Consider the following 26,379-nt stretch of genomic DNA (forward strand, 5'->3'; position numbering starts at 1 on the left):
TGAATAGCCTCAATTCATTTATGTGTCACTCCAACACATATTAATGAAATTTATGAAACATTTTAAACCGTGGGCAGGATGCTTTCCACATCGCCATGCGGGCTGGGGATCACATGTACGCCGTACAGGTCTCCCACCCTTTTTGCCGCGGCAGCGCCTGCATCCACCGCAGCCTTAACGGCGCCTACGTCGCCCCGCACCATGACAGTTACCAGCCCTGAGCCGATCTGCTGTTTGCCGATCAGGCGTACATTTGCCGCTTTGACCATGGCATCAGCTGCTTCGATGGCCCCAACCAGTCCTTTTGTTTCCACCATTCCCAAAGCTTCCTTTTCCATTTGCAACCCCTTTCACGAAAAACCATGTTATTCTAGCACTAAAGAAAAGCTTTTTTGTATAATATTCCTCCAGTACTATATTTATAAAGGGGCCTCCGCTTCTGCCGGAGGTTCTCTTTTTTTGTCAGATTTATGTAAATTTTCAGTAATATTAATTTTCTTTTTGCGTATCTTATAAAATTACTATATAATGGTTAAAAAACCGGCTGCAAAGCAATTTATCGCCGGTAGATGCAAGAGGTAACGACAAAGTGATTATTATAGTCAAGCAGAAGGCGCCTGAAAATAAGATCAATGAGCTGATCCATAATCTTGAGCAGCAGAATTTCAAGATCCACCTGAGCAAAGGCGACAATACCACGATCATCGGCCTTGTCGGCGATACCTCCCTTGTGGATATCGACAACATCAAAGCCAAGGATATCGTAGAAGACGTCAGGCGGGTTTCAGAGCCATATAAGAAAGCAAACCGTAAATTCCATACGGATGATACTGTGATCGACGCAGGCGGACACCTGATCGGCAGCGGTCACTTTGCGGTCATAGCCGGGCCTTGTTCCGTAGAAAGCGAAGCACAGATGCTGGAGATCACGCGCGACATTTGTAAAAGCGGGGCAAATTTCCTGCGCGGCGGCGCATATAAGCCGCGCACCTCTCCCTATGCCTTCCAAGGGCTTGAACAGGACGGGATCCGTTTGCTGTCCGCATGTAAAAAGCAGTTCGGCATCCCGATCGTAACAGAGATCATGGGCGTTTCCGACATCCCTTACTTCGAGGATGTGGACGTGATCCAGGTGGGCGCGCGCAACATGCAGAATTTTCGTTTGCTCAAAGAACTCGGAAAGCTCAAGCAGCCTATTCTCCTGAAGCGCGGACTTGCCAATACCATCGAAGAGTTTTTGATGAGCGCGGAATACATTATGGCGGGCGGGAATGAAAATGTCATTTTGTGTGAACGCGGCATCCGCACCTTTGAAACATTTACGCGCAATACCTTTGACTTAAGCGCGATCCCTGTCCTGAAGAACAAATCACATCTACCTGTCATTGCCGACCCCAGCCATGCTGCCGGTCTCAATTGGCTGGTGGAGCCCCTTTCCAAAGCTGCGATTGCTGCCGGGGCGGACGGTTTGATGATCGAGGTGCACAACGATCCGGAACATGCCCTTTCCGACGGTAAGCAATCCCTCACCCCCGCAGCTTTCGACAACCTGATGAAAACATTAAAGGCATATATGGAGCTTGAAGGAAAGCATCTCGATTAATGGAAAAAATGACGAAAAAAGACGTACCGCCCGGTGCGTCTTTTTTATATCGTAATGCATATTCAAAATAATATAGAAAGAAAAATACATATTTTCACTGCATTACATTGAATTTGAAAGCATTTCGTAGCATTTTGATATATTTATACTGATATATCCAAATAAAATCAATTCATTAAACTTATTTCTTGTATTTTGTGAAATATCGCCATTGTGTAATTGTTAAGAAATTGTTACAATTATTACACGTTATAGATTGAGGGATTTTAGGAGGAAATATGATCAAGAAACTGGCAGCAGCAGTTACCGTCGCTTTTACAATCATGGCATTCATGCCTATTTCGGCTTTTGCAGTGGAACGGCACGAAGTATTGCAGATCGGCGATGAAGATAGCTCGGATTCCTGGGTTTATGATTTCCAGAAAAAGTTAAACGATATGGGTTACTTAAAAACCCCTGCCACCGGCTACTTCGGTACGGATACGCAGGCGGCGGTCATTCAGATCCAAACCGAGAAAGACCTTGCCGTCGATGGCAAGGCTGGCCCTGATACAAGGAAAGCGGTTTACGGCGACGATTATTTTGCAATCGATTCTTCGCGCAACATCAGCAACCGCTTGGCAAACCAGGCTGCGGCGGATCCTTCTTCTGCCCCTGCTGAAAACGCAAACACACTGAACCCCGGCGACAAGGGTTCGGAGATTTCAAAGCTGCAGGAGCGCTTAAAGGATCGCGAATACTATGACTATTCCAGCATCACCGGCTATTATGGCCCGGTGACTACAGAAGCTGTTAAAAAATTTCAGCGTACCAATAATTTGGATGCAACGGGTATCATGACGGCGGAAAACCTCGCCCTGCTCTATTCGGACAGCGTCAAATACTACACTATGTATCCGCAAGACAGCGGCGACGATATCAAATCGATGCAGGATCGTCTTTCCCAATTGGGTTATTTTGACGGGACGTCTACCGGTTATTTTGGCAGCATCACCACAAACGCAGTCAAGCGCTTTCAGGACGTCAATGGACTGAGCGTAGACGGCGTTGTGGGCAAAAATACACGCGCCCTGCTCTATTCAGACGACGCGAAGGCTGCGCCGGGAGGCTCTTCTGAAAGTTCTTCTTCCGGATCCTCTGACAGCTCTTCAGCTTCCGGTTCGTCTGCAAGCAGCTCCAACTCTACGATCCAGCGCGTCTTGGACATTGCGAACTCACAGATGGGTAAGCCCTACTCCTACGGTTCCAGTGGGCCAAATTCTTATGACTGCTCCGGCTTCGTCTATTATTGCCTGAAAAATTCGGGCGTTGCTACCGGCCGACTCAGTTCCGCGGGCTATTCCAATGTTTCCAGCTGGGACGATGTTTCGGATATGGGTTCCCTTTCCGTGGGCGACCTGATCTATTTCAAATCCGATAAGAGCTCCGTTGTCAGCCACATCGGCATCTACATTGGCGGCGGCAGCATGATCCATTGCGCCCCCTCCAGCGGCGGTGTAAACATCAGCAGCATCACCTCCGGCTATTACAACAGGAACTTCCTTGGGGCCAAACGCTTTACCTGATTAAACGGATAAAAAGCCGCCCTAAAAAAGCGGCTTTTATTTTTCATTTTTATCTTGTATTTCTATTTCTTTTTTGATAGAATATATCACGCACGGGGTAAATCTTGTGGGGGTATAGCTCAGCTGGTAGAGCGCTTGCTTCGCATGTAAGAGGCCAGCGGTTCGAATCCGCTTATCTCCACCAAAAAAAGAACCGGACGACTTGATTCGGTTCTTTTTGTTTGCTTTCTTATTGAGCTTTGCGCACTTCATATCCGGCGGCCTTCAAGGCTTTGACCGCCCGTTCCAGTTTTTGAGCGCGCACCATGACATAATCGGTATTGTAGGTAGAAATACAAAAGATCGATACCTGCGCTTTTGCAAGCGCATCGCTGATCCCCGCCAATATTCCCGTCAGGGAAAAATCGAGCACCCCCGCTACCCTCATCAAAACAAAATCCGTCTGTATTTCGCTGCATGGCGGCATACTGTCCTGCTTGCACACTACAGAAGTTTCATCCGCTGTAACCGTTACGGCGCAAAAGGAGCCGTTTGCACGCATTTGCCCAATTTGCGGCCAGCCATCCAGTTTTCCGACCGCATAAATGCCGTCCATGATTTCAATCTTCATATCAAAAATACATCTCTTCCATATACTTTTCCATAAAATATGGGTTATGCCCCAATTCAATGTGCCGCGCCCTTCTGCAAAAACCCTGCATCTCATTGCGGTAACAGTCGTTCAAAAGCGTCATGATTGCCCCGGAGCCTGCGGCATTGCCCAAACCGATCACTTCTGTGAACCCTGATGGGAGAAGCCCGATCTCTCTGGCGCTTTGCTGATCCATATAATTCCCAAACCCTCCTGCCAAAAAGACCTTTTTTACGTCAGTACATGTAAGCTTCGCACTTTTCAACAAAGCCCTTATTCCTGCAACAATTGCCGCTTTCGCCATTTGCACTTCCCTGATATCCTGTTGCGTGAGAAAGACCTTATCTGTTATTTGCACGGCCTCCTGCCCCTCAAACATACGCTGCCATTCTTTATGTACCTCTGTGATGCGTCCAGTCTCGTCAATAACGGCATTGCGCCTTAATACCGCGATCGCATCCAGCAGGCCCGAGCCGCAAATCCCGTTTGCGCCTGTATTGCCGACCACCTCTGTTTTCAACTGCCCATCTTCCTCATATACGCGGTTCACAGCTCCTTTGACGCCTGCCATACCGCATGTGATATGCGCTCCCTCAAACGCCGGCCCGGCGGCTGTAGAGGTGCTGTACACGAAATCCTTGTTTCCCAGCACAAGCTCGCCATTGGTGCCAATATCCATGAGCAGGCAGATGTCCTGCCCTTCCAGGAAGCCCGCCGGCAAAAGTGCGCAGGAAATATCCCCTCCCACAAAGGCAGACATACACGGCGGCAGGTAGCACATGGCTCCTTTTGCAGCATGCAAACCGAGCCCGGCCATTGGTACGGTATTCCCAAAGACAGACAGGGGTTTGAAAGGAAGGACGCCCATAGATTCCGGCGACAAGCCCGACAACAAATGCAGCATCGTCGTATTGCCGGTGACAACGCCGTAGATAATATCATCTTCCGGTATCTCCGCAAGGCCGCACATCGTTCGGATCATATCATTGAGCTCCGATATGACTGCCTGCCGAAGCGTCTGCAAACCTTTTTTGTGCTCGCCGCAATACTGGATACGTGAGATCACATCGGCGCCATAACGGCTTTGGGCGTTCATACGGCTCTCTACGGCAAGGCGCTTGTTAGCGCCCATATCGTAAAGATAAGCCGCGATCGTCGTAGTACCGATATCCACTGCGACGCCATATCCTGTCTTATCGCTCACTACTCTGGGCAAAATGCCCTGTGTCATGATTCCCGACATTTGTTTCTCCTGAAAAGAAAAGCCGCCCCGCTTAAGGGCAGCTTTCCAAATTTCGACTCATTTTACTGGTAAATCGACAAAGCAACGTCGCTTGCACTGGAGGCGTCGGCAGTATAATAGTCGGCTCCGATCTTGCATTTAAAATCTTCGGTCACCGGCGCACCGCCTACCATGACCTTGATCTGGCCATGCAGTCCCTTTTCTTCCAAAAGCTCCACGACTTGCTTCATAACCGACATCGTTGTTGTCAGCAGCGCGGAACAAGCGATCACCTGCGCATCATTGCTGATCGCAGTTTCCACAAACTTCTCCGCAGATACATCCACGCCCAGGTCTATGACTTCCAGCCCCTTGCTTTCCATCATGATCTTCACCAGGTTTTTTCCAATATCGTGCAAATCGCCTTTCACGGTTCCCAGTACGATCTTGCCCTTGCTTTCCATCTTTTCCGACGCAAGCGCCACCGCCAGCGCATCGATGCCCGCTTGCATCGCACGTGCGGCGATCAAGACCTCCGGTACGAATACCTGGTTATTCTTGAATTTATCCCCGACAACCGACATCCCGGCAAGAAGCCCGTTTTGCAGCAGATCCTTGGGATTACTGCCCTTTTCAAGCTCCGCCGCAATAATTTCTTTGATATTATTGACACGACCCTGCTGCACATAAAGGCTCAAATCATCATATACGCTCATAACGTTGCGTTGTTCCTCCTGCGTATTTTTTATCATGTATCATGCATGGATTATTATAACATACCGAACCGCTTTTGTCTTTTTCATTATTCATTTAATATTCATAAATCATTCACAGAGGGTTAAAATTCTCTCTGTAAAATCAAAGCATAAACAAAAAGCGGGAAAAAACAATCGCCTCCGGCGTTTAAATATATAATGATACTTCCGAAAAAATCTGCTGATCATTCAGCAGATTTTTTTTTCTTATAAACCGACAGCCGCAGCGAATTAAGAACGACGCATACGGAGGAAAATGCCATGGCAAGCCCCGCAAACATCGGCGTGAGCGTCGGCCCTCCAAAAGCGAACCAAACACCCGCAGCAATCGGGATACCGATCACGTTGTAGATAAAGGCCCAGAACAGGTTCTGCTTGATCGTCCGCATGATCCGGCGTGAGAGCAGGATGCTCTGCGCGATGCTGTCCGTATCGTCCTTCATCAATATGATCCCGGAGGAATCCGCCGCCACATCCGTACCCCCAAATACTGAAATGCCTACGTCAGCCGTTGCAAGGGCGGGCGCATCGTTGATGCCGTCGCCTACAAAGGCAACTTTTTTCCCACTGTCTTTTACCTTTTGCACCTCTGCCGCCTTGTCCTCCGGCAATACATTCGCCACAAACCGGTCGATCCCGGCCTGTATCGCGATCAGCTGGGCTGCTTTTTCATTGTCACCCGTGATCATCACCGTTTCGATCCCGGCCTGGTGCAACATCTTGACCGTATTGGCGGCATCCTCCTTGATCTCATCCGCCAACGCGATCACGCCCAGCATGGCCCCATTGAAAGCCACATATACGCGCGTAGTCCCCGGCGTGCGGGATTCCTCTGTGGGGATCCCCTGCAAGTCCATGAATTCCTTCGTACCGATCACGATCTCGCCCTGCTTGATCTGCGCGATCACACCACGCCCCGCAACATTTTTGATGTTTTCCGGTTTCCGCGGTTCGATATCCATGAATTTCGCATAATCGATGATTGCTTTGGCGATCGGATGCGTCGCGCCGTATTCCGCGGAAGCGGCAAGGCGTACCAATGTATCCTCATCCCCGTTTTCCGCAACGACGTTGGTAACATGCAGTTGTCCTTTGGTGATTGTCCCCGTCTTATCCAGCAGTACCGTGTTCACAGCTCCCGTCGTTTCCACGACATCCCCGCCACGGAACAAAATACCCATTTGCGCGCCGCGGCCAGTCCCCACCATGACTGCAATGGGGGTCGCCAGCCCCAAAGCACATGGACAAGCGACGACCAATACCGAAACAAATATATTTACCACAAAATTAGCGTCCTGTCCTGCGATCGCCCAGATCACCGCGGAAATAATTGCGATCGCTGTCACCGCAGGGACAAAGACTGCCGATATCTTGTCTGCCAGACGTGATATCTTCGCTTTCTTCTGCTGTGCCTGCACGACGAGCTTGACCACCTGTGAAATCGCCGTATTGCTTCCGACATTTGTCGCCTCGACGTGCAATACGCCGTCCGAAACCAGCGTACCGCCCGATACTTTGGATCCTTCCCCCTTATAAACAGGCAGGCTCTCCCCCGTCAGGGTAGATTCGTCCACACTGGCCTGCCCTTCCTTCACAACCCCGTCCACCGGGATACGCTGTCCAATGCTTACGAGCACGATATCGCCCTTTTTCACATCGCCGGCCTTTATCTTTTGTTCCCGTCCGTCTTTTATGATTACGGCATCCTGCGGCACAAGGCTGGCAAGATTGGAGATCGCACTTTTGGCACGGTTCTTGCTGCTCTCCTCCAGGTATTTTCCAAGAAGCACCAGGGCAACGACTACTGCCGCACTCTCAAAGTATAAACTGTGTACTGCGTGCGCGTCGGTGGGGATAAAGCATGTCATCACAATGCTGTATACAAGGGCGCTTCCCGTACCCAGCATTACAAGCGTATCCATAGTCGGATGTCCTTTTGTAAGTGCTTTCATCCCGTTTGTAAAAAAGCTTCTTCCCGCAAAGATGACCGGGATCGTAATGATCAGCTGGATCAGCGCATAATTGAGCGGCTGGATGTCCGGGGAAACCACAGACGGCAAAGGCCAGTTCCAGTGCGCGCCCATGCCGATATACATAACGACCACTCCGCAAACGATCGCTAAAATGATCTCCCACTTATGGAAGCGGTGCTCGTCCTGCGTGACCATTTGCCCATCCTTGGCAACGGAAGCGCCAAATCCGGCTTTTTCCACCGCCGTGATCAGCTCCTGCTCTGTAACGCCCTCCTCTGAAACAACGACCGCACTATTCGCCGCCAGGTTGACGCTCGCGTAAATCACGCCCTCTACGCGAGAAAGCGCGCCTTCCACCGAAGCGGAGCAAGCCGCGCAATTCATGCCCTTGATATTCAACACAATTTCTTTTTGCATTTTGTCCAAACTCCCCTCTTAAAGGTGCGGCAAATCCGGATTGATATGTACGATCACGTCGTCGATCTCCGGCCTGTCACGCATCATTTCGAGCTCTATTGCTTTTGCTATTTTATGGCTTTCTATAACCGTCATATTTTTGTCGACAGATACCTTCACGATCAGGATGATCTTCGCACCGACCGGTTTTGTGCTGACACTGTCGATATGGTCGATCCCGCCGATCTTCAATATCTCATCCTTATATTCCTCCAGCGTCTTGGCATCGCTGCCCGTATCCATCAGTACGCCGGCTGAATCCTTTATGATCAGCAGTCCACTGTAGATGATCCAGCAGGAAATGGCGATACCGATCACGCCGTCGACCCAGTGCAGTCCCAGCAAGCTCAAAAAGATCGCAAGCAGCGTTCCTGACGTTACGAACACATCGTTCCTGTGATCCTGTGCATTCGCCTTGATCAGCACGCTCTTATACTGCCTGCTCTTTTTATTGCAAAATACATACAGGCAGGCCTTTGCACCGATCGTCACGGCGGCAACCCCAACGAGCCACCAGGAAAACTCCAAAGCGGACTGCTGGATCAGGGAATCGGCCGAGCCGCTGATCGTATAAATAGCCATTGCGATCATGGAGAAGCCAATGATCATGGAAGCGATATATTCCGCTTTTCCATGCCCCCAAACATGATCCGCATCTTTTGGTTTGGCGGCATACAAACTTCCAAACATCGTAACAGCCGAGGCAAATACATCCCCCAGGCTATTGAAGCCGTCCGCAATCATAGCCTGACTTCCCGCTGCATACCCGGCTGCCAGTTTGAATATCAATAACAATATATTGACCGCGATCCCCAGTGCCGCGACCTTTTTTCCAGCCGAGAAACGATCTTCCAACGCCTGATTACCCCTTTATTATTGATAACCCGTTTTCCGCTTTTCCTAACCGCCGGAAAGCGCGTTATCCGTTCCTACACATTATAACATACTCATCCGGGCAAAAAAAAGAGACTGCCGCAAAAGCAGCAGTCTCTTTGGTTTTCCTATTGCTTAATTCCCGCCGCCAAATAAGCTGACAAAGAAATCGCCGATCCCCTTGAAGAAGTCCCCCACGCTTTCAAAGAAACCCTCCACGCCTTGCTTTGCCTGGAACAGGTTCAGGAACGTATCCGGGTCGATGTTCAGTTCATTGAACTTTTTGACCAGCTCTAAGATCTGCTGGATCTGGTCTTCTGTCAAGGTTACCTCATACTTGTCGGCCGTGTCCTTGATCAATTGGACGATCTCGTCGTCCGTCATATTTTTGGTTTCGCTGAGCTTTCCTTTCAGGTCGTTGATAATATCCGAAGACACATCCCCCAGCGCGTCCTGCAGCTCGCCCGTTACAACCAGCTCTTCCACTGCCGTGCTCTTTGCCGTTTCGTCAAGCTGTTTTCCCGTCATGTCCTCATATGCCTTATAGATACCGGCAAGCGCCCCGGTACCGGAAACCGGCTTGTAAGCGGATATCTTGACCCTTGCATCCGTGATACCCGCGGTCGCAAGCGCCGACTGGTACATTTTCTCCGTTACCCAGTTGATGTTGTTGATGCTCATATCGATCCCACCGCCGTCGTTGGGCTCAATATAGACACACGAAAGGGCCACATTGCCGATTTTTTCATCCGGCGCGATCCCGCTCAAATAATTTCTTTCCTCGCTGTTTGTAACCTGCAGCTCCTTGACGTCGCCGCGGTTGATGTTGAAAAAGCTGTACACGTCCGCAATCTGCGATTCCGTATTGTCCGCGCCGATCACAACGCGCGCTTCCTTATCTGCTGCGAAAGCAGGTACCACCAGCATCCCCACCGACAGTGCCACGGTTAAAACAATCAGAATAATTTTTTTAAACATTTCAAATACCTTCCTATTTGCAGTTTTTTCATCTTTATTCCCAACCCCCGGATCGTCCCGGAAATTTTTCAGCTTTGTAATATCTTTCTCTTTCCAAATATTATATCATTACAGGCTTTGCAGCGCAATTTTGCAAAGCGATAAAAACCGCTTATTAAAGAATTGTTAAGATTCTTTCATATTTTTAGACGCAGCAGGCGAAAAAAAAGTTCCCAAAAACTTCAAAAAACATTTTTTCATAAAACAGTTGATTTTTATTTGAAATCTGATAAAATATTATAAGTCAGCACATGGAGTGCCAACGTGGCTCAGCTGGTAGAGCAGCGCATTCGTAATGCGCAGGTCAGCGGTTCGAATCCGCTCGTTGGCTCCAAGTCGGGGTGTAGCGCAGTTTGGTAGCGCGCTTCGTTCGGGACGAAGAGGTCGCAGGTTCAAATCCTGTCACCCCGACCAAAAAAACCTGATAACCTTATGGTTGTCAGGTTTTTTGTTTATGGTACAAAAAAGTATGGCATACAGCCTCAAAGCGCCGTCTTACCCGCCGTCACCTGTGTTTCCTGAAATATTGGTAATAGGTGCATTTCAAATTTCCATTGTACAGCTTGCGACGTTTGTCCGCTTTGGCACCATATTTGGTCTCAAACTGTTCATCTGCCGTAATCACAAAAACCAGTGTGTCTTCAAGCGGCAACAGCGCCTTACCCATATCGCGGTACAGGGCGGCTACTTCCTTTGCCTCCCCCATCCGCACCGCATACGGAGGATTAGTGATCACCGAAGCCGGGCGGTTCGGCTGCACAAAATCACGCACATCCCTGCGGTCAAAACGGATCCACTGTGCAACATCCATATTGTGCGCATGCTCACGCGCAAGATCCAGGCTTTTGCGATCGATATCGCTGGCAAACACCTGCATCTGCGGCGGGATGACAAGGCTTTTCGCATGTTCCCGTTCCAACTGGAACGCTTTTTTAAATTCATTATCATAACTCTGTGCATCGAACCTGCGTTTGATACCCGGGGCCATGTGGCTGGCCATCATCGCCGCCTCGATCGCGATCGTGCCGCTGCCGCACAGGGGATCATAAAAATCCCTCGTCCGCCATTTCGATATCATGATCAGCGATGCCGCCAATGTTTCCTTTAACGGCGCCTGTGCGTTCTTCAGCCTGTATCCGCGCCGGTTGAGCCCTGCCCCGCTGGTATTCAGGGCCACCGTCACCCTATCCTTTAAGATGTTGATGTACAGGTTGAACACATTCCCGTTTTCCGGGAAACGTTCCTGTTTGTATACGCGCTGCATGGCCCTCACGACAGCCTTTTTGGCAACGGATTGTACGTCCGAAACGCTGCCCAGGGCCGAGTGTACCGCATTGCCATCCACCGGGAAACGCGCATCCGAGGGCAGGATATCTCCAAACGGGATGCTGGCGACCCCTTCAAACAACTGCTCAAAAGAAAGCGCTTTGAATTCTTTCAACACCCAATAGACCCGGTCAGCTGTCCGCAGGAATACATTCGCCCGCGCAATTCCCTGTATATCCGCATCAAAATAAACGCGCGCATCCTGCGCGCATACATTTTCAAATCCAGAGTCCCGCAGCTCGTTTGCAAGGATCCCTTCCATACCAAACGCACAGGACGCATAACACCGGTATTTCACGACTGGTGTCCCCCGACTTTATTCATCACGAGCCCGTTGATCACCAGCTTAAAGGTACAGCCCAGAAATTTGGCGCTGTCCTCACACATCTGCATACGTTTCAGGTAGATCTGCAAAAATTCCATAGGCGTAGCGTGTTCCTTCATCTTCAGTTCAAAGGTGATCTGGTTTTTTTCCTGCGATACCCTGACGTCCGTTTCGTAAATCGAAAGGTTGACCCTGTCGTGGATATCGTTGGGGTCGGCTTTCTGGACACGCTTTTTATATGCGTCTACCTTGTCCGCAATGATCAGCGCTGCGGAAACGGAACTAACGGGCGCTCCCGTTTCTTCGTCGTGCGCCCCCACCGCGGTACAAATATCGCAAACATCGTTAAAATCCATGCCAATACCCTGCAATTCGTCGAACAACAGCGTTGCCCCCGTGAGCGGATGGTATTTCCTGTTGATCATATTGCCAACGTCGTGCGTCCAGCCGGCTATTTTCGCAAGCTCGATCTCCCGCTCGCCGTACCCAAGTTTTTCAAGGATCTCTCCTGCGATCCGGCTGACATAACCCACGTGGCGCGGGCCGTGATCCGTATACCCCAGCGTTTCCAAGTTACTGTTTGCTTTTTCCACCATCATACGGATTTTTTCATTGTTTTTGATATCTTCAAATGTAATCATTCTTCCTCTTCCCCATCTTTATCCAAGGCATTGATAATATCCATCACCATCCCGGACATTTTTTCTACGTCTGCGTTAAAAATTTTGGCCACCGTCGACGGTTCATGCGTCATCTCGCTGAAGTACAAGGTCACAAACGTAATGGCAGCGGCAAATTCATTGGTTTCCGGTATATATTTGCCGCCCTGCCCCATGTCCTTGTATTTTTTTAAGAGGCTGGCCGCCTTGCCCGCCATCCGCTCCGAATAATGCTCTTTTACCTTGCTGACCAGCAGGTCGAACAGCTTTTTGTAGTCCGATTCCGGCTCGGCGTCCAGCATGCCCACTTTCACTTCCACGATCCCGCCGTTGAAATAGGCCACATATGGTTCCGCCGCCTCCATGCGTTTCAAAATGACAAAAATATCATTTTTGACTTCATCGGGCTGGTTCCTGCGCAGGATATAGCGCCGCAGTATGCGCTCGGACTTTTCCCCGCCGAATCCGCCAATGATCTCTGCGACCGCGCGCTTGATGAAAAGGTCGCCATACTCAAGACCCCACAATATTACGTCCTCAAGCTTCCTGTCAGATTCCCACATATCACGAAAAACGTGATCCGGCAGCTTGATGCAATCGTTTAGGTATTTCATTCGGTTGCGCGCTTCCTTGGGCGGCACTTGGTAGATATACCCCAGCTCCGCAAACATCGTCTCATCCTTCATCACAGCTTTGACATGGCTGACATAATAGGAAGCAATGCTGTCGTTCGGGTCGAGCTTTGCAATATCCGACAGGTATTTTACCGCATCCGTATAGCGCCTTAAATTGTAGGAAGCTATGGCTGCGAAAAACAACGCCTTTTCATCATAAGGGCTGGTCAGTAAAAAATTCCCCAGGTATTGCAGCGCTTCCTCGTGCCGCTTTAACTCACACAGGGTGATCGCCACCTTAAAGATATCATCCTGCGCCTCCAAAGGCTGGCTTTGCGCATTGTTCAAATATTTCTCCGCTTGGGCTTTCTCTCCTTTTTCCATGAGGAAGATCGCCATGCTGCAATTGGCATGGATATTATTTTCATCCACCGACAGCACGCTTTTGGCCGATTCGATCGCTTTATCCAATTCCTTGATGCAATAGTATGAAAGGGCCAAATTGTTCTTGGCAAATAATAATTCCGGATTATTGGTATCGATCTTACAAAGGACATTGACCGCCTCCTGGTAGTCCCCGTTATCCAGCAAATGTTTCCCTTGCTGCGCCAGCTTTTGATATTCGCGATCCTGTGCGTCCTCCAAAAACTGATCCTCATACTCCATCGCGTCGTCAAACAGCATCAGGAAGTCCTCGACTTCCTCTGAAAACTCCCCATATGGTTCTTCATCCATATACTTTTCAAAGCTTTCCTGCGCTTTTTCAAAATCATTCAAGCCGATAAAGTTACATCCCATCCCAAAAAAGCACTCGTTGCGCAAATCATCGGAGTGGAGCAGCAAATCAAACAGCAGGCTGTTCGATTCTTCATATTTTCCGAGGCCTGTCAGTATCTCCGCCATCTGCATCGTATATTCCGCATTGTCCTTGTCCTTTTCAAGCGCATGGCGCATCATGGACAGCGCCCCCAGATAATTTGAGGACTCCGTCATTTTTTGTGCCGTCCGCGAATAAAATTCAGCCGGCCTGTTAAATTCCAGTATTTTTGCGTTTCCCATTCCTATTCCTTTGTTGCCTGTTTTAGAAGATCAGCCAGTTTCTGCGCATCAAACCAATATTTCTTGTTGCAAAACCGGCATACGATCTCCGCGCCATCATCCTTGTCGATCATATCCTGTATTTCTTTTCTCCCCAGCGAAACCACTACCTGCTCCAAACGTTCTTTGGAACAGTCGCACTGCAGCAGCGGTTTTTGCGTATCGAGGATATCCAGCGCAAGGCCGTCAAATATTTTTTTCAAGACGTTTTCAGTCGTGTCAGCAAACATGTACATCGCAAAATTTGAAATCTCCGGCACCCTTTGCTCGATCGCCTCCAGCGTTTCCTCGCTGCAGCCGGGCATAGGCCTTAAGATGATCCCACCCGCGTTTACCACACTCATATCCGTTTCCAGCCACGTATTGACATAGACGATCGAAGGCTGCTGCTCGGACGTCAGCAGGTAATTCGCAACGTCTTCCCCGATCTCACCGCTTACGATGGGTGTTTTTCCAATATAAGGCTCCTTGAGCCCTAAATCCTTGACCACAGTGACGAAGCCATCTTTTCCGACCGCATCGGCGATATTGAAGCCGCCTTTGTCATTCGGCGGCGTATTCACTTTGGGATTGGCAATATATGCCTTCATATGCAGCTGCGCGTCCCCGACCGCGATGATCGACCCGGCCGGGCCGCCTCCGTTGAGCATCAACGTAAGCTTGTCATTTTTGCTTTTCAGCATCGAGGCCATCATCGTTCCCGCCGCAATCGTCCTGCCTAAAATGATCGTGCCGACCGGCAGCGTATCATGGGTCACCCTTGCTTCCTCCACCATTTCGGACAGGTTGCATGCACAAACCGCAAGCTCGCCGTTGATCATGGCCCGTACTAAAATATCACTCATCCCTTAATTCCTTTCTGGTTGCCTGGAACTGTATTCTCTCGTCACATTCCCGCGCCGGCCCGTCCGACAAGAACGAGTATGCGCGTATTTTTTCAAACCCTGCCCCGTCAAGCGCCTGCCCTATTTCTTCCTGCGTCCACGCACGCTGCGTGTGGCGTTCGTCAAACCTCCTGTACAGGCCTTCCTCTGCTACAAACAGGGTGATATCCATTTCCAGCAGTTTCTTTTCTTCGTCGTACGCGTTCTGCCAGAAATACGTTTGCCCGTCGCCGTCGTCAAAGTAAAACTCATTCCCCAGCACATGCTCCAGCTTATAGGCAGAGCTCAAATCAAACAACAAGAGGCCGCCCGGCTTCAAATTCCGGTATGCCTGCCCCAAAAACGCCTTCAACCGCTCATCATCCAGCACATAATTTACGCCGTCGCATGCGCAAACAGCCGCATCCACAGGTTTATTGACTGCGAAATCGCACATATCCCCTGCGGCATATGTCACATGAAGCGCGTTTTGACGCGTTTTTTCCTGTGCCGCAAAGAGCATTTCCTCGGATATGTCCATTGCCGTCATCCGATAGCCGCTTTTTGCAAGCGGCAGCGTGATATTGCCCGTGCCGCATGCATACTCAAGTATGCTGCCGCCCGGCTCCACACCTGCTTTCTGCAAAAGATCCAATATATATGCCGCCCATTCGCCATAGCCGGCGTCATACATCAGTTCATCATAAACGCTTGCCAGTGCCTGGAACTGATTACTCAAAATCCGTTACCCTCAAAAAATATTCTACACCATTTAACAATGCCTGTTGGTTAAAATCAAAACAGCCGGAGTGCAGCGGCGGCGTATCTTCACCTTCACCGACGCCGATAAACGAGTAAAGCCCCGGAATCTTCTGCTGGTAATTGGAAAAATCCTCTGCCATCATATACGGCTTCACCCGCATTGTTTCCCCTGCACGGAACCGTTTTCGCGCCTGCTCATACAGGCTTTCATCATTGATGACCGCCGGGTATCCCATCGGTTCAAAATAAGTATATTCTATCCCATACATCGTATGCAGCCCTTCCAATATTTCATGCAGCCTGCGTTTGATAAGGTCTATTACATATGGTTCAAATGCGCGCATCGTCCCTTCCAAGTGCGCCTTTTCACAAATCACGTTGCGCGTCTGCCCGGCCTCCATACGTCCGATCGTGAGGACTGCCGTTTCGTATGGGTCTATGCTGCGCGAAACGATCGCCTGCACTGCACTGATCAACTGCGCCGCCGCCACAAGTGCGTCTTTCCCCGCCTGCGGTTTTGCCCCATGCGCGCTTTTCCCCACAAGATCAATATTGAAATCGCACATTTGCGCCATGACCGGCCCCGGCTTCATTCCCACGCTGCCCAACGGCACGTCCGGCCATAGATGGATTCCGTATATTTCGTCCACTTTAGGGTTTTCCAGCGCGCCTTCTTCGATCATCGGCTGTGCCCCGCCGACGGTCTCCTCTGCCGGCTGGAACAGGAAAACATAGTTATTCTTGATACGGTCTTTTGCCCTGCTGATGAGTTTGGCGCAAAGGAGCGCGATCGCCATATGCCCGTCATGCCCGCACGCATGCATCATATTCTCATGCGTGGAAGCAAAGGCAAGCCCAGTATGCTCCGGCACCCGCAGCCCGTCGATATCCGCGCGGATCGCGACCGTCTTTTGCGGATTTCGGGCCATAAAAACAGCCTTGACTCCCGTACCTGCGACAGGGGTCAATTGATCCGGCCCCAGCCGCTTCAAATACGCCGTCACATATTGCGACGTTTTAAAGGTATCAAACGAATATTCCGGGATCCGGTGCAGGTCACGGCGCAATTTTACCAGCTCGTCCAAGCACTCTTTTACTTCATGCCTTATTTCCACACTATCCAACCTCGCATATGCCTACCAAAGATAAGCAGTTCCGTTTATAATAAAATTACTATTATGATAATACATTGTCCGGGCCTCTTTCGCAAGTATTTCACGGATAAACTATTTACACATTCTTCCCCATGATGTATAATATTACAGAACAGACAGAGGAGCGTTATAGCATCAGTATCCAAAATGATCGAGCCTTTCGGCGAGGCGGTTGCATTTTGTGAGAAAGGGCGTAACGCCGAAGAGTAAGTTGTGCCGTACGCTTACATCTGGGGATACAGTCAACAGCTGTATCACTGTCACCGCTTTCGTGGTGTTGCGCTGCTGCTACTGAATCAAGGCAAAGATTTCGATTGCGGCGCGCGAAGTGCGCCGTTCTTTTTTTACAAAGAGCTTACGCGGGTTTTCCCGCTGGAAATTTAAATATTGTATGGGCATAAATCCCGTACGGGAATGGAGAAACGTATGAAGAAGTTTAATGTTGCCGTCGTAGGCGCAACGGGTATGGTCGGAAGGAAGTTCCTGCAGGTACTGGAGGAACGCAAGCTTCCCGTGGAAAACTATTATCTTTTCGCAAGCGCGAGGAGCGCCGGCAAAAAGGTTGACTTTATGGGAAAAGAATATACGATCGAGGAACTCACGGAAACGTGCTTCGACGGCAAGGATATTGATATCGCCCTCTTCTCCGCAGGCGGCGGAACGAGCGAAAAATTTGCGCCATGTGCCGTTAAAGCAGGTGCGCTTGTCATTGATAATTCCAGCGCATGGCGTATGGATCCTAAAGTCCCGCTCGTCGTGCCGGAGGTAAACCCTGAGGATATCGAGTGGCACAATGGCATCATTGCCAACCCCAACTGCTCCACGATCCAGGCAATGGTTGCTTTAAAGCCCCTCGATGATAAGTATAAAATCAAGCGCGTGGTATATTCCACGTACCAGGCAGTGTCGGGCGCCGGGATGGGCGGCTACAGCGACCTTGAAAACGGCATCAACGGCGATGCGCCCAAAAAGTTTCCTTTCCCTATCTTTGGAAACTGTCTGCCGCAGATCGATGTCTTTGATGAGGATGATTATACGAAGGAAGAATTGAAAATGGTCAACGAAACGCGCAAGATTCTTCATAACGATGCTATGCGTATCACGGCTACGACAGTTCGCGTCCCGGTTTTCCATGGGCACAGCGAATCCATCAACGTGGAATTCGAGAAGGATTATGATTTGGACGACCTGAAAAAGACGCTGGCGGATTTCCCCGGCATTGTCCTGATGGATAAAGTAGTCCAGGGCGAAAGCAAAGGCGTATATCCGATGCCGCTTGATATCGCCGGCAAAGATGAAGTATATGTAGGCCGTATTCGCAGGGATCGTTCCGTTGATTCGGGCGTGAACCTGTGGGTCGTTGCGGACAACATCCGCAAGGGCGCGGCAACGAACGCTGTCCAGATCGCACAGGTTTGGATGGATATGCAAAAATAAATAAAAAACAGGAGTTATTATGGCTACGATTTTTAAAGGATCCGCCGTAGCGCTGTCTACCCCCTTTACAGACAGCGGCGTCAATTTCAGCGAACTGGAGCGCCTGATCGAATTCCAGATCAGCAACGGAACCGATGCCCTTCTCATATGCGGTACGACGGGCGAACCTTCCACCATGACGATGGAAGAGCAGCATGATGTGATCAAATTCTCCGTAGAAAAGACGGCTGGACGGATCCCTGTGATTGCGGGCGTGGGCGGCAACAATACCGCGCATGTGGTCGCCAGCGCAAAAATGGCGCAGGATCTTGGCGCGGACGCGCTCCTCGCCGTGACGCCTTATTACAACAAGTGCAGCAACGCAGGCCTGATCGCGCATTTCAACGCAGTCGCGGACAGTACCGAGCTTCCCATCATCCTGTACAATGTCCCCGGCCGGACAGGCGTAAATATTTGCCCGGCTGTATACCAGGAGCTGTGCTGCCACGACAGGATCGCCGGGATCAAGGAGGCGAGCGGCAATATTTCACAGATCGTCGAAGTGGCCCGTGTCACAAACGGCAAGGCCTCGCTTTACAGCGGCAACGACGACCATGTCGTCCCCCTGCTCTCCTTAGGGGGGATGGGCGTCATTTCCGTTGTTGCAAACATTATGCCCAAGTATATGCACAACATGGTCATGCGCTATCTGGAGGGCGATGTAGCTGCCGCATGTGAAATGCAGCTTGCGCTCAATCCTTTGGCAAATGCGATGTTTATGGAAGTCAACCCCATCCCCGTTAAAACGGCTATGCGGCTGATGGGCTTTGAGATGGGGCCGCTGCGCCTTCCACTAACAGAAATGTCGCAGGCAAACGCGGATGCGCTCAGGGCGTGTATGCAAAAATACGGTCTCCTCTGATAAAGGCGGTAACATAACATGATTAAAGTATTATTGAGCGGCGTTAACGGCCGCCTTGGGCAAACGCTCGTATCGTATATTGGCCAGACGGAGGACATGGTCGTTGTCGCAGGCGTTGACAAAATGCCGCGTGTACACGAAAATCCCTTCCCCGTTTATGAGGATTTTACGCATGTCATCGAATCGGTTGACGTGATCATCGACTTTTCGCGCCCGGACGCCTTAAGCGGCCTGCTTACGTTTGCACAGGAAAAAAATGCCGCCTGCGTTCTGGCCACGACAGGCTACAGTGCCAACGATAAAATGATGATCGTCAAATACGCGGGACATATCCCCGTGTTCTTTTCCGCGAATATGTCGCTGGGGGTCAACCTCCAGATGGAGCTCGCAAAAAAAGCGGCGGAATTCCTGGGGAATGATTTTGATATCGAGATCGTCGAAAAGCACCACAACCAAAAGGTCGATGCGCCCAGCGGTACCGCTCTCGCGATCGCGGATTACATCAATACCGCTTTTATGAATACGAAGGAATACATCTATGGCCGCACGCCGAAGGTGCGTGCGAAACGCGAGCAAAAAGAAATCGGCATCCATGCGGTGCGCGGCGGTACGATCGTCGGCCAGCACGACGTGCTGTTCATCGGCAACGACGAGATCATCGAGGTGCACCACACCGCCCTTTCCCGGAATATATTTGCGGAAGGCGCGATCCGTGCCGCAAAATTCCTTTCGGGCAAGCCTGCGGGTCTTTATTCGATGTTTGATATCATATCCGAAGTCGGCGCGACCATGAGTTTGTATACAGAAGAAAACACCGCTGTTTTGTGCGTAAACTGTACGCCTGGTTCCCCTTCTTCATTGTCCGCCATTTTTGACGCACTTTCCAAAGGGAATGTCGAAATTGACCTTGTCCAGCAGTGTTTCCTTACGGACGATACCCTGGCGCTTTCCTTCTGTGTGGCCGCGGAAGAGTTGCAGCGTGCGCTTTCCATCCTCAAGACTTTAAAGGACGTCAAGGCAAACGCGGAGCATGGCCTGACAAAGTTCACGCTGGAAGGCCGCAGTATGCTTACACATTCCAATGTAACCGCCAAGCTCTTTAAGGCCCTGTCGTCAGAGCAGATCAAGACCTATCTCTTCTCTGCTTCCGCTACGAAAATTTCTTTCTGTATCGGCAAGGATGATACGACAAAGGCTGTAAAAGCTATTACAGAAGCTTTCAAACTATAAATACGAGGTATTCCCATTGAAAAAATACGATGTTATTATCATCGGTGGCGGGATCAGCGGGATCATGTCCGCATATCGGCTCACCGAAAAAAATCCTGCCCTCAAAGTGGCCCTGCTGGAAAAAGGCCACACGATTTCCAAACGTATCTGCCCGATCATCAAAAAAACGGCGGATCACTGCATCAAGTGCGCTTCCTGCGCTATCATGGAAGGCATGGCGGGTGCCGGCGCCTTTTCCGATGGCAAATATGTCATTTCCACAGAATACGGCGGCTGGCTTACTGACTTTTTGGAGCCTGAAACAGTCATTGATTATATCGAGCAGGCGGATCAGCTCCTCGTTTCGTTTGGGGCGACAACCGAGCGTTTCATGCCCAACAACGATTTGAAATCCGAATGCTTGAAGTACGACCTTCACATGTCCCAGGCACAGCTAAAGCACCTGGGTACGGATGAAAACTTTGATACGATGCGCAAAATGATCGAGCATATCGCAAAAAGGTGCGATATTTACACAGATACGAAGGTAACCGATGTCGATGCATCCTCGCATACCGTATATGCGCAGTCCAAAAAGGAATCCCTTGAATTCCAGGCGAAGGATATCATTTTTGCCGTAGGGCGTGTAGGCAGCCAATTTTTTGCCGCCTGGTGCAAAAAGAACAAGGTCGGGCTGACGAATAACCAGGTGGATATCGGCGTGCGTGTAGAGCTCCCCTCCAGCGTCTGGGAACACTTTTCCCGCCACATTTACGAACCTAAGATCTGGTTCCGCAGCAAAGCATACGGCGATACGACGCGAATGTTCTGCTTCAATGAAAAAGGCAGCGTCGTCACTGAAAACACCAACGGCGTGCTCACGGTCAACGGGCATTCCTACCGTGATAAATCGCGGAAAACCAACAATTCCAACTTTGCGCTCCTGACGACGATCCGTTTTACCGAGCCGTTTAAGGAGCCCATTGAATATGCCCGCCACGTCGCGAGCCTTGCAAACCTGATCAGCGGCGACAGTGTACTGGTACAGCGCTTCGGCGACCTGCTCGCCGGGCGCAGGACAGATGCAAAACGCCTTGCCCAGTCGACGACACGTCCCACACTGAAAGCGGTGCCGGGCGACTTGAGCCTTTGCCTGCCCAAACGCCAGCTCGATAATATCATCGAAACGCTTTATGCACTCGATAAGGTGGCCCCCGGAACAGCCAATTACGATACGCTGCTGTATGGGATCGAGTGCAAATATTATTCTGCACGGCCATACGCCAAGGATTTTGAACTGGATGGTTTCGACAGGATCTATGCGACCGGCGACGGCGCGGGTTTTACCCGTTCCCTTTCACAGGCTGCCGCAAACGGCCTGTATGTCGCCGATAAGATCCTGGGACGTTCCTGATTTTACAAAAAGCAAAAAGCGCCTGCTTTTGCAGGCGCTTTTCATTTCCTTTACTTAATACCGATATCCGTTCTGTATTGCGCGTCTTCAAAGTTGATTGTTTCGATGTTGGCATATGCCTTCTTCCGTGCATCCGCGATGTCTTTTCCTGTCGCCGTTACGCCCAGCACGCGGCCGCCGTTGGTGTAGCATTTGCCGCCTTCTTTCCTTGTCCCCGCATGGAAAACGACAACCCCGTCCTCTATACTGTCCAGCCCCTCGATCAGTTTCCCGTTTTCATATTTTTGCGGGTATCCGCCAGAGGCCATGACCACGCAGACCGCGCTTCCGTCTTTCCAGTCAAGGGTCATCCGGTCGAGGGTACCGTCGATCACCGCGTCAATCACCTCGAGAAGATCCGAATTCAGCAGCATGAACACAGACTGTGTTTCCGGGTCGCCCAGCCGCGCGTTATATTCCAGCACCTTGACACCGTCCGGCGTGAGCATCAGCCCAAAGAAGATAACGCCCTTAAATATGCGGCCCTCGGCGTTTAAAGCCTGTACCGTTTTTTCAAATATTTCCTTTTGGGCATATTCCTGCATTTCCTTTGTGAACTTCAGCGTCGGCGCAAAGGTACCCATGCCGCCGGTGTTCAGCCCTTCATCGTTATCGTACGCACGTTTATGATCCTGCGCCGGCAGCATCGGCACGATCGTTTTGCCATCGCAAAACGTCAGTACCGAGACTTCCGGGCCTGTCATAAACTCCTCGATCACGACACGCGCCCCCGCATTGCCGAATTTTTTATCCAGCATGATATCACTGACCGCCTGTTTTGCCTGTTCAAAATCTTCACAGATCAGTACGCCCTTCCCCAGTGCTAGGCCGTCCGCTTTGACCACGATCGGGTATTTCGCCGTTTTCAAATAACCGATCGCCTGGTCGGCTTCGTCAAACACCTCGAATTCCGCGGTCGGGATGCCATATTTTTTCATCAGCCATTTGGAGTAAGATTTTGACCATTCGATCTCCGCCGCCGCCTTTGTCGGCCCAAATGTGCGGATTCCAGCCTCCTGCAGCGCGTCGACCATGCCGAGCGCAAGCGGGTCGTCCGGTGCGACAAACACCATGTCCATACCGTTTTGCTTTGCCCAGTCGACAATCCCCTCTACGTCGTCCGCTTTGATAGGCACATTTTCCGCAAGCTGTGCCGTTCCGCCGTTTCCCGGCGCGCAGAAAAGCTCCACTTCCCGGCTCCCCTGCTTCAACTTCCATAAAATCGCGTGTTCACGGCCGCCGCCGCCTACTACCAATATCTTATACATGACCGTTATCCTACCCTCTAGTGTCTGAAATGGCGAATGCCCGTAAATACCATCGCGATTCCGTTCTCGTCGCATTTTTTGATGGAATCCTCATCGCGGATCGAACCGCCCGGCTGGATGATCGCCGTAATGCCAGCCTGCGCCGCCACTTCCACGCAGTCGTCAAAGGGGAAGAAAGCGTCGGATGCCAAAACCGCACCCCTGACGTCCTCGCCGCTTCTTTCGATCGCCATCTCCGCCGCCCATATGCGGTTAGTCTGTCCCGGGCCTATCCCCAGCGTTCCCATACCTTTTGCGACCGCGATACCGTTGGACTTCACATATTTAACGACCTTGAATGCGAATTCCAGGTTTTCCAGCTCCTCGTCCGTGGGCTGGCGCTTCGTAACGACTTTGAAATCCCCGTCGAACATCTTGTCGTTGAGTCCTTGTACCAGAAGTCCTCCGAGCACCTTTTTGGTGTCCAGCCCATCTTTGGGCAGCGGCGCGGATATCTCCGGCAGGCGCAGAACGCGCAGGTTCTTTTTCTGGCAAAGGATATCCAGCGCCTCCTTCGTATAGGATGGCGCAATGACGATCTCCAAGAATATCTTGCTCATCTGGCTCGCCGTTTTTTCGTCGATCTCGCGGTTGCAGGCCACGATCCCGCCAAAAATAGAAACAGGGTCACATTCATATGCCTTCATATAAGCGTCATAAAGCGTTTCCGCGCTCCCGACGCCGCATGGGTTCGCGTGCTTTACCCCCACTACGGTCGGCTCTGTAAACTCACGCAGGCAGTCGAGGGCGCCCGCCGCATCGCTGATATTATTGAAGGATAATTCTTTGCCGTTCAATTGCTCTGCATTGGCCAGGCTTCCTGCCACATGCAGCGGCTCCTTGTAAAACGCGGCCTTCTGGTGCGGATTTTCGCCATAGCGCATCTCCTGCTGTTTTTCATAGGTAAGCGTAAGCTTTTCAGGCAGCGTTTCCACATCCATCTGTTTCCTCAAATACTGTGCGATCAGCGCATCGTACGCCGCGGTGTTCTCAAACACTTTTGCACTTAAATAAAATTTAGTGTCCCGCGATACGCTGCCGTCCGCTTTCAGTTCATCCAATACTTTCTGGTAATCGGAAGCGTCCACGACGACCGCAACATCCTGCCAGTTTTTTGCAGCGGCGCGCAGCATCGTCGGCCCGCCGATATCGATATTCTCGATCGCATCTTCCAGCGTCACATCCGCTTGGGAAATCGTCTGCTTGAAAGGATAGAGGTTCACCGCGACCACATCAATCGTTTCCACGCCCAACTCTTTTAGCTGCTTCATATGCTCTTCGTTTCCACGCATCGCCAATATCCCTGCGTGGATCTTCGGGTGCAGCGTCTTTACCCTGCCGTCCAGGCACTCAGGAAAGCCCGTGATCTCCGAAACATTGGTCACCGCAAGGCCTGCGTTTTCCAGTTCCCTTTGTGTACCGCCCGTCGAAAGGATTTCAAAGCCCAGGCCAATCAAGCCTTTTGCAAAATCAACGACACCGGTTTTGTCAAATACGCTCAAAAATGCTCTTTTCGCCATTTTATTCTCCTCCAAACTATTTTAAAATTTTAACGATCCTGCCTTCTGTTTCCAGCTTCCCCTCCGCCATCAAAGCGACTGCCTGCGGAAGGATCTTATGCTCGGTCTCAAGTACGCGCGCAGCCAGGTCCTGCGGCGTATCCCCTTCGCTTACCGGGACGACGGCCTGCATGATGATCGGGCCGGTGTCGGCCTGTCCGTCGATAAAGTGTACCGTAGCGCCGGAAAACTTTACGCCATATGCGATCGCCGCTTCGTGTACCTTGCTCCCATACATCCCCATCCCGCAAAAGCTTGGAATGAGCGAGGGATGGACATTGATGATCTTATTGGGATAAGCGGCCAGCGTCTTTTCTCCTATGATGCTCAAATACCCCGCCAGCACAACGAAGTCCGCTCCAAATTCCTGTAAGGTCTTTAAAATTGCTTCGTCAAACCGCTCCATGCTGTCAAAAGACTTTTTTTGTACGACCGCTACCGGTATCCCTGCGTCCTGCGCACGCGTGATCGCGTAGATACCCGGCTTCCCCGCGATCAGGCAGCATATCTCCGCGGATATCTGCCCGGCTTCTACCGCGTCGATCAACGACTGGAAATCCGTACCGCCGCCCGACGCCATGACAGCGAACTTTAACATAGCTCGACGCCTCCGCTGCCCTCGGTGATCTCGCCGATCAGGTAGGCCCTTTCGCCGGATGCCTTTAACGCTTCCATCGTCTTTTCAGCCTGGTCGGCGCTTACCACTACGACCATGCCGACACCCATATTGAACGTATTGTATGCGTCCTTTTGTGAAAGCTGTGCATCCTGTATCAGTTTTTCAAACACATACGGCATGTCCCACGAGCCCAGCGTGATTTTCGCATCCACATTTTTCGGCAGGATGCGCGGGATGTTTTCATAAAAACCGCCGCCTGTGATGTGGGCGATCCCTTTTACATCCACTTGCCCAATCAGGTCAAGGATGGACTTTACATATATTCTCGTTGGGGTCAGCAGCATTTCCCCAAGCGACGTCCCCGTTTCTTCGATATGTATTTGGTTTAAGGTAGGATCCATTGCGTAAAGCTTACGGACAAGGGAAAATCCATTTGAATGGATACCCGTGGAACCAAGGCCGATCACCTTGTCGCCCGGCGTAATGCCAGAACCGTTGATGATAGCATCCTTGTTGACGATACCAACGCAAAAACCTGCCAGGTCATATTCCCCTTCCGGATAGAACCCGGGCATTTCCGCCGTTTCACCACCGATCAGTGCGCAGCCGGATTGCATACAGCCGTCCGCGATCCCTTTCACGATATCAGCAGCTACGCCAGGCACCAGCGCCCCTGTAGCAATATAATCCAGGAAGAACAAAGGACGTGCGCCATGGCAAACGACGTCGTTTGCACACATCGCTACACAGTCGATCCCTACCGTGTCGTTCTTCCCCGTAGCAAAAGCCGCCATCAGCTTCGTGCCTACGCCGTCCGTTCCGGATACGAGCACTTGACCGTTATTTAAATCATACATGCCTCCAAACGTACCCAAATCGGTGATCACATTTTCGTCAAACGTCTTTTTGACATGCTCTTTCATCAGCCTTACAGCTTCATATCCACGCTCAACGTCAACGCCGGCGTCTTTATATGTTACAGCCATTCTTCTATCTCC

Annotated in this window: 23 protein-coding genes, 3 tRNA genes, 1 pseudogene and 1 riboswitch; of the genes and pseudogenes, 10 read left to right on the plus strand and 17 right to left on the minus strand. The window is 50.8% G+C overall.

Annotated features, from left to right (window positions below; translation table 11 throughout):
• Window positions 1-62: 62 nt before the first annotated feature.
• Window positions 63-338 (minus strand): BMC domain-containing protein, encoded by a 276-nt coding sequence (locus BN6471_RS09800; protein WP_066648373.1) that lies wholly within the window; start codon window positions 336-338, stop codon window positions 63-65.
• Between the two features lie 251 nt (window positions 339-589).
• Here BN6471_RS09800 and aroF point away from each other — a divergent pair, with 251 nt between their 5' ends.
• The 3 genes from aroF to BN6471_RS09815 all read left to right on the plus strand — a co-directional run bounded on the left by aroF (window position 590) and on the right by BN6471_RS09815 (window position 3,352).
• Complete coding sequence (aroF, locus tag BN6471_RS09805; protein WP_066648376.1) at window positions 590-1,603, plus strand: 3-deoxy-7-phosphoheptulonate synthase; 1,014 nt, start codon at window positions 590-592, stop codon at window positions 1,601-1,603.
• 278 nt (window positions 1,604-1,881) lie between these two features.
• The gene (locus tag BN6471_RS09810; RefSeq protein WP_066648379.1) at window positions 1,882-3,168 is read left to right on the plus strand and encodes a C40 family peptidase; all 1,287 of its coding nucleotides are present in this window, start codon (window positions 1,882-1,884) and stop codon (window positions 3,166-3,168) included.
• A gap of 108 nt (window positions 3,169-3,276) precedes the next feature.
• Window positions 3,277-3,352 (plus strand) — tRNA-Ala (locus BN6471_RS09815).
• A gap of 45 nt (window positions 3,353-3,397) precedes the next feature.
• On the opposite strand, the gene BN6471_RS09820 is transcribed toward BN6471_RS09815, so the two are convergent.
• From BN6471_RS09820 to BN6471_RS09845, 6 genes are all read right to left on the minus strand, one after another.
• Window positions 3,398-3,778 carry an ACT domain-containing protein gene (locus BN6471_RS09820; protein ID WP_066648382.1) on the minus strand — a complete coding sequence of 127 codons (381 nt, stop codon included), beginning with the start codon at window positions 3,776-3,778 and terminating at the stop codon, window positions 3,398-3,400.
• 1 nt (window position 3,779) lies between these two features.
• A complete protein-coding gene (locus BN6471_RS09825) occupies window positions 3,780-5,042 on the minus strand; it encodes an ASKHA domain-containing protein (RefSeq protein WP_066648384.1) in 1,263 nt (420 codons plus the stop codon).
• Between the two features lie 62 nt (window positions 5,043-5,104).
• Window positions 5,105-5,737 (minus strand): corrinoid protein, encoded by a 633-nt coding sequence (locus BN6471_RS09830; protein ID WP_066648386.1) that lies wholly within the window; start codon window positions 5,735-5,737, stop codon window positions 5,105-5,107.
• Window positions 5,738-5,961: 224 nt separating this feature from the next.
• Window positions 5,962-8,166, minus strand: coding sequence for a heavy metal translocating P-type ATPase (locus BN6471_RS09835; RefSeq protein ID WP_074025772.1), 2,205 nt, complete (start codon window positions 8,164-8,166; stop codon window positions 5,962-5,964).
• A gap of 18 nt (window positions 8,167-8,184) precedes the next feature.
• Window positions 8,185-9,060 carry a cation diffusion facilitator family transporter gene (locus tag BN6471_RS09840; protein ID WP_066648389.1) on the minus strand — a complete coding sequence of 292 codons (876 nt, stop codon included), beginning with the start codon at window positions 9,058-9,060 and terminating at the stop codon, window positions 8,185-8,187.
• A gap of 153 nt (window positions 9,061-9,213) precedes the next feature.
• The gene (locus BN6471_RS09845) at window positions 9,214-10,056 is read right to left on the minus strand and encodes a DUF1002 domain-containing protein (RefSeq protein ID WP_066648391.1); all 843 of its coding nucleotides are present in this window, start codon (window positions 10,054-10,056) and stop codon (window positions 9,214-9,216) included.
• A 297-nt stretch (window positions 10,057-10,353) separates the two neighbouring features.
• Between BN6471_RS09845 and BN6471_RS09850 the strand changes: the two genes are divergently transcribed.
• Together BN6471_RS09850 and BN6471_RS09855 are read left to right on the plus strand one after the other, a co-directional pair.
• A tRNA-Thr gene (locus tag BN6471_RS09850) sits at window positions 10,354-10,429 on the plus strand.
• A gap of 3 nt (window positions 10,430-10,432) precedes the next feature.
• Window positions 10,433-10,509, plus strand: a tRNA-Pro gene (locus BN6471_RS09855).
• Window positions 10,510-10,600: 91 nt separating this feature from the next.
• Here BN6471_RS09855 and BN6471_RS09860 read toward each other — a convergent pair.
• From BN6471_RS09860 to BN6471_RS09885, 6 genes are read right to left on the minus strand one after another with little or no spacing between them, the layout of a single operon-like run.
• A complete protein-coding gene (locus BN6471_RS09860) occupies window positions 10,601-11,719 on the minus strand; it encodes a THUMP domain-containing class I SAM-dependent RNA methyltransferase (RefSeq protein ID WP_074025773.1) in 1,119 nt (372 codons plus the stop codon).
• Window positions 11,716-12,387: an HD domain-containing protein gene (locus BN6471_RS09865; protein WP_066648394.1), complete on the minus strand. Its 672-nt coding sequence runs from the start codon at window positions 12,385-12,387 to the stop codon at window positions 11,716-11,718. Before BN6471_RS09865 ends, BN6471_RS09860 begins: the two co-directional genes overlap by 4 nt.
• Window positions 12,384-14,078: a tetratricopeptide repeat protein gene (locus tag BN6471_RS09870; RefSeq protein WP_066648397.1), complete on the minus strand. Its 1,695-nt coding sequence runs from the start codon at window positions 14,076-14,078 to the stop codon at window positions 12,384-12,386. The genes BN6471_RS09865 and BN6471_RS09870 overlap by 4 nt, the downstream gene beginning before the upstream one ends.
• 2 nt (window positions 14,079-14,080) lie before the next feature.
• A complete protein-coding gene (gene hslO, locus BN6471_RS09875; protein WP_066648399.1) occupies window positions 14,081-14,962 on the minus strand; it encodes an Hsp33 family molecular chaperone HslO in 882 nt (293 codons plus the stop codon).
• Window positions 14,955-15,719 (minus strand): class I SAM-dependent DNA methyltransferase, encoded by a 765-nt coding sequence (locus tag BN6471_RS09880; RefSeq protein WP_082903431.1) that lies wholly within the window; start codon window positions 15,717-15,719, stop codon window positions 14,955-14,957. Before BN6471_RS09880 ends, hslO begins: the two co-directional genes overlap by 8 nt.
• Window positions 15,712-16,857, minus strand: a complete 1,146-nt coding sequence (locus tag BN6471_RS09885; RefSeq protein ID WP_066650050.1) for a M20 metallopeptidase family protein — start codon at window positions 16,855-16,857, stop codon at window positions 15,712-15,714. Before BN6471_RS09885 ends, BN6471_RS09880 begins: the two co-directional genes overlap by 8 nt.
• A 148-nt stretch (window positions 16,858-17,005) precedes the next feature.
• A riboswitch (Lysine riboswitch) is annotated at window positions 17,006-17,189 on the plus strand.
• Between the two features lie 133 nt (window positions 17,190-17,322).
• Between BN6471_RS09885 and BN6471_RS09890 the strand changes: the two genes are divergently transcribed.
• From BN6471_RS09890 to BN6471_RS09905, 5 genes and pseudogenes are all read left to right on the plus strand, one after another.
• The gene (locus tag BN6471_RS09890; protein ID WP_066648401.1) at window positions 17,323-18,333 is read left to right on the plus strand and encodes an aspartate-semialdehyde dehydrogenase; all 1,011 of its coding nucleotides are present in this window, start codon (window positions 17,323-17,325) and stop codon (window positions 18,331-18,333) included.
• Between the two features lie 19 nt (window positions 18,334-18,352).
• The gene (dapA, locus tag BN6471_RS09895; protein WP_066648404.1) at window positions 18,353-19,234 is read left to right on the plus strand and encodes a 4-hydroxy-tetrahydrodipicolinate synthase; all 882 of its coding nucleotides are present in this window, start codon (window positions 18,353-18,355) and stop codon (window positions 19,232-19,234) included.
• Window positions 19,235-19,252: 18 nt separating this feature from the next.
• A pseudogene (gene dapB, locus BN6471_RS13320) lies at window positions 19,253-20,011 on the plus strand (4-hydroxy-tetrahydrodipicolinate reductase); the annotation flags it as partial.
• A gap of 12 nt (window positions 20,012-20,023) precedes the next feature.
• Window positions 20,024-20,464 carry an ACT domain-containing protein gene (locus BN6471_RS13325; protein ID WP_407919474.1) on the plus strand — a complete coding sequence of 147 codons (441 nt, stop codon included), beginning with the start codon at window positions 20,024-20,026 and terminating at the stop codon, window positions 20,462-20,464.
• 16 nt (window positions 20,465-20,480) lie between these two features.
• A complete protein-coding gene (locus BN6471_RS09905; RefSeq protein ID WP_074025774.1) occupies window positions 20,481-21,857 on the plus strand; it encodes an NAD(P)/FAD-dependent oxidoreductase in 1,377 nt (458 codons plus the stop codon).
• A gap of 50 nt (window positions 21,858-21,907) precedes the next feature.
• Here BN6471_RS09905 and purD read toward each other — a convergent pair whose 3' ends face one another.
• Genes purD through purM form a run of 4 tightly spaced genes read right to left on the minus strand, consistent with a single transcriptional unit; the run spans window position 21,908 to window position 26,367 of the window.
• Entirely contained in the window at window positions 21,908-23,164 is a 1,257-nt protein-coding gene (purD, locus tag BN6471_RS09910; protein WP_066648409.1) for a phosphoribosylamine--glycine ligase, read from the minus strand.
• 17 nt (window positions 23,165-23,181) lie between these two features.
• On the minus strand, window positions 23,182-24,723 hold the full coding sequence (gene purH / locus BN6471_RS09915) for a bifunctional phosphoribosylaminoimidazolecarboxamide formyltransferase/IMP cyclohydrolase (RefSeq protein WP_066648411.1): 1,542 nt from the start codon (window positions 24,721-24,723) through the stop codon (window positions 23,182-23,184).
• A gap of 16 nt (window positions 24,724-24,739) precedes the next feature.
• A complete protein-coding gene (purN, locus tag BN6471_RS09920; RefSeq protein ID WP_066648413.1) occupies window positions 24,740-25,360 on the minus strand; it encodes a phosphoribosylglycinamide formyltransferase in 621 nt (206 codons plus the stop codon).
• Entirely contained in the window at window positions 25,354-26,367 is a 1,014-nt protein-coding gene (gene purM, locus BN6471_RS09925) for a phosphoribosylformylglycinamidine cyclo-ligase (RefSeq protein ID WP_066648420.1), read from the minus strand. Before purM ends, purN begins: the two co-directional genes overlap by 7 nt.
• Window positions 26,368-26,379: the final 12 nt, after the last annotated feature.

This window comes from Christensenella timonensis (assembly GCF_900087015.1).
Classification (GTDB): Bacteria; Bacillota; Clostridia; order Christensenellales; family Christensenellaceae; genus Christensenella; species Christensenella timonensis.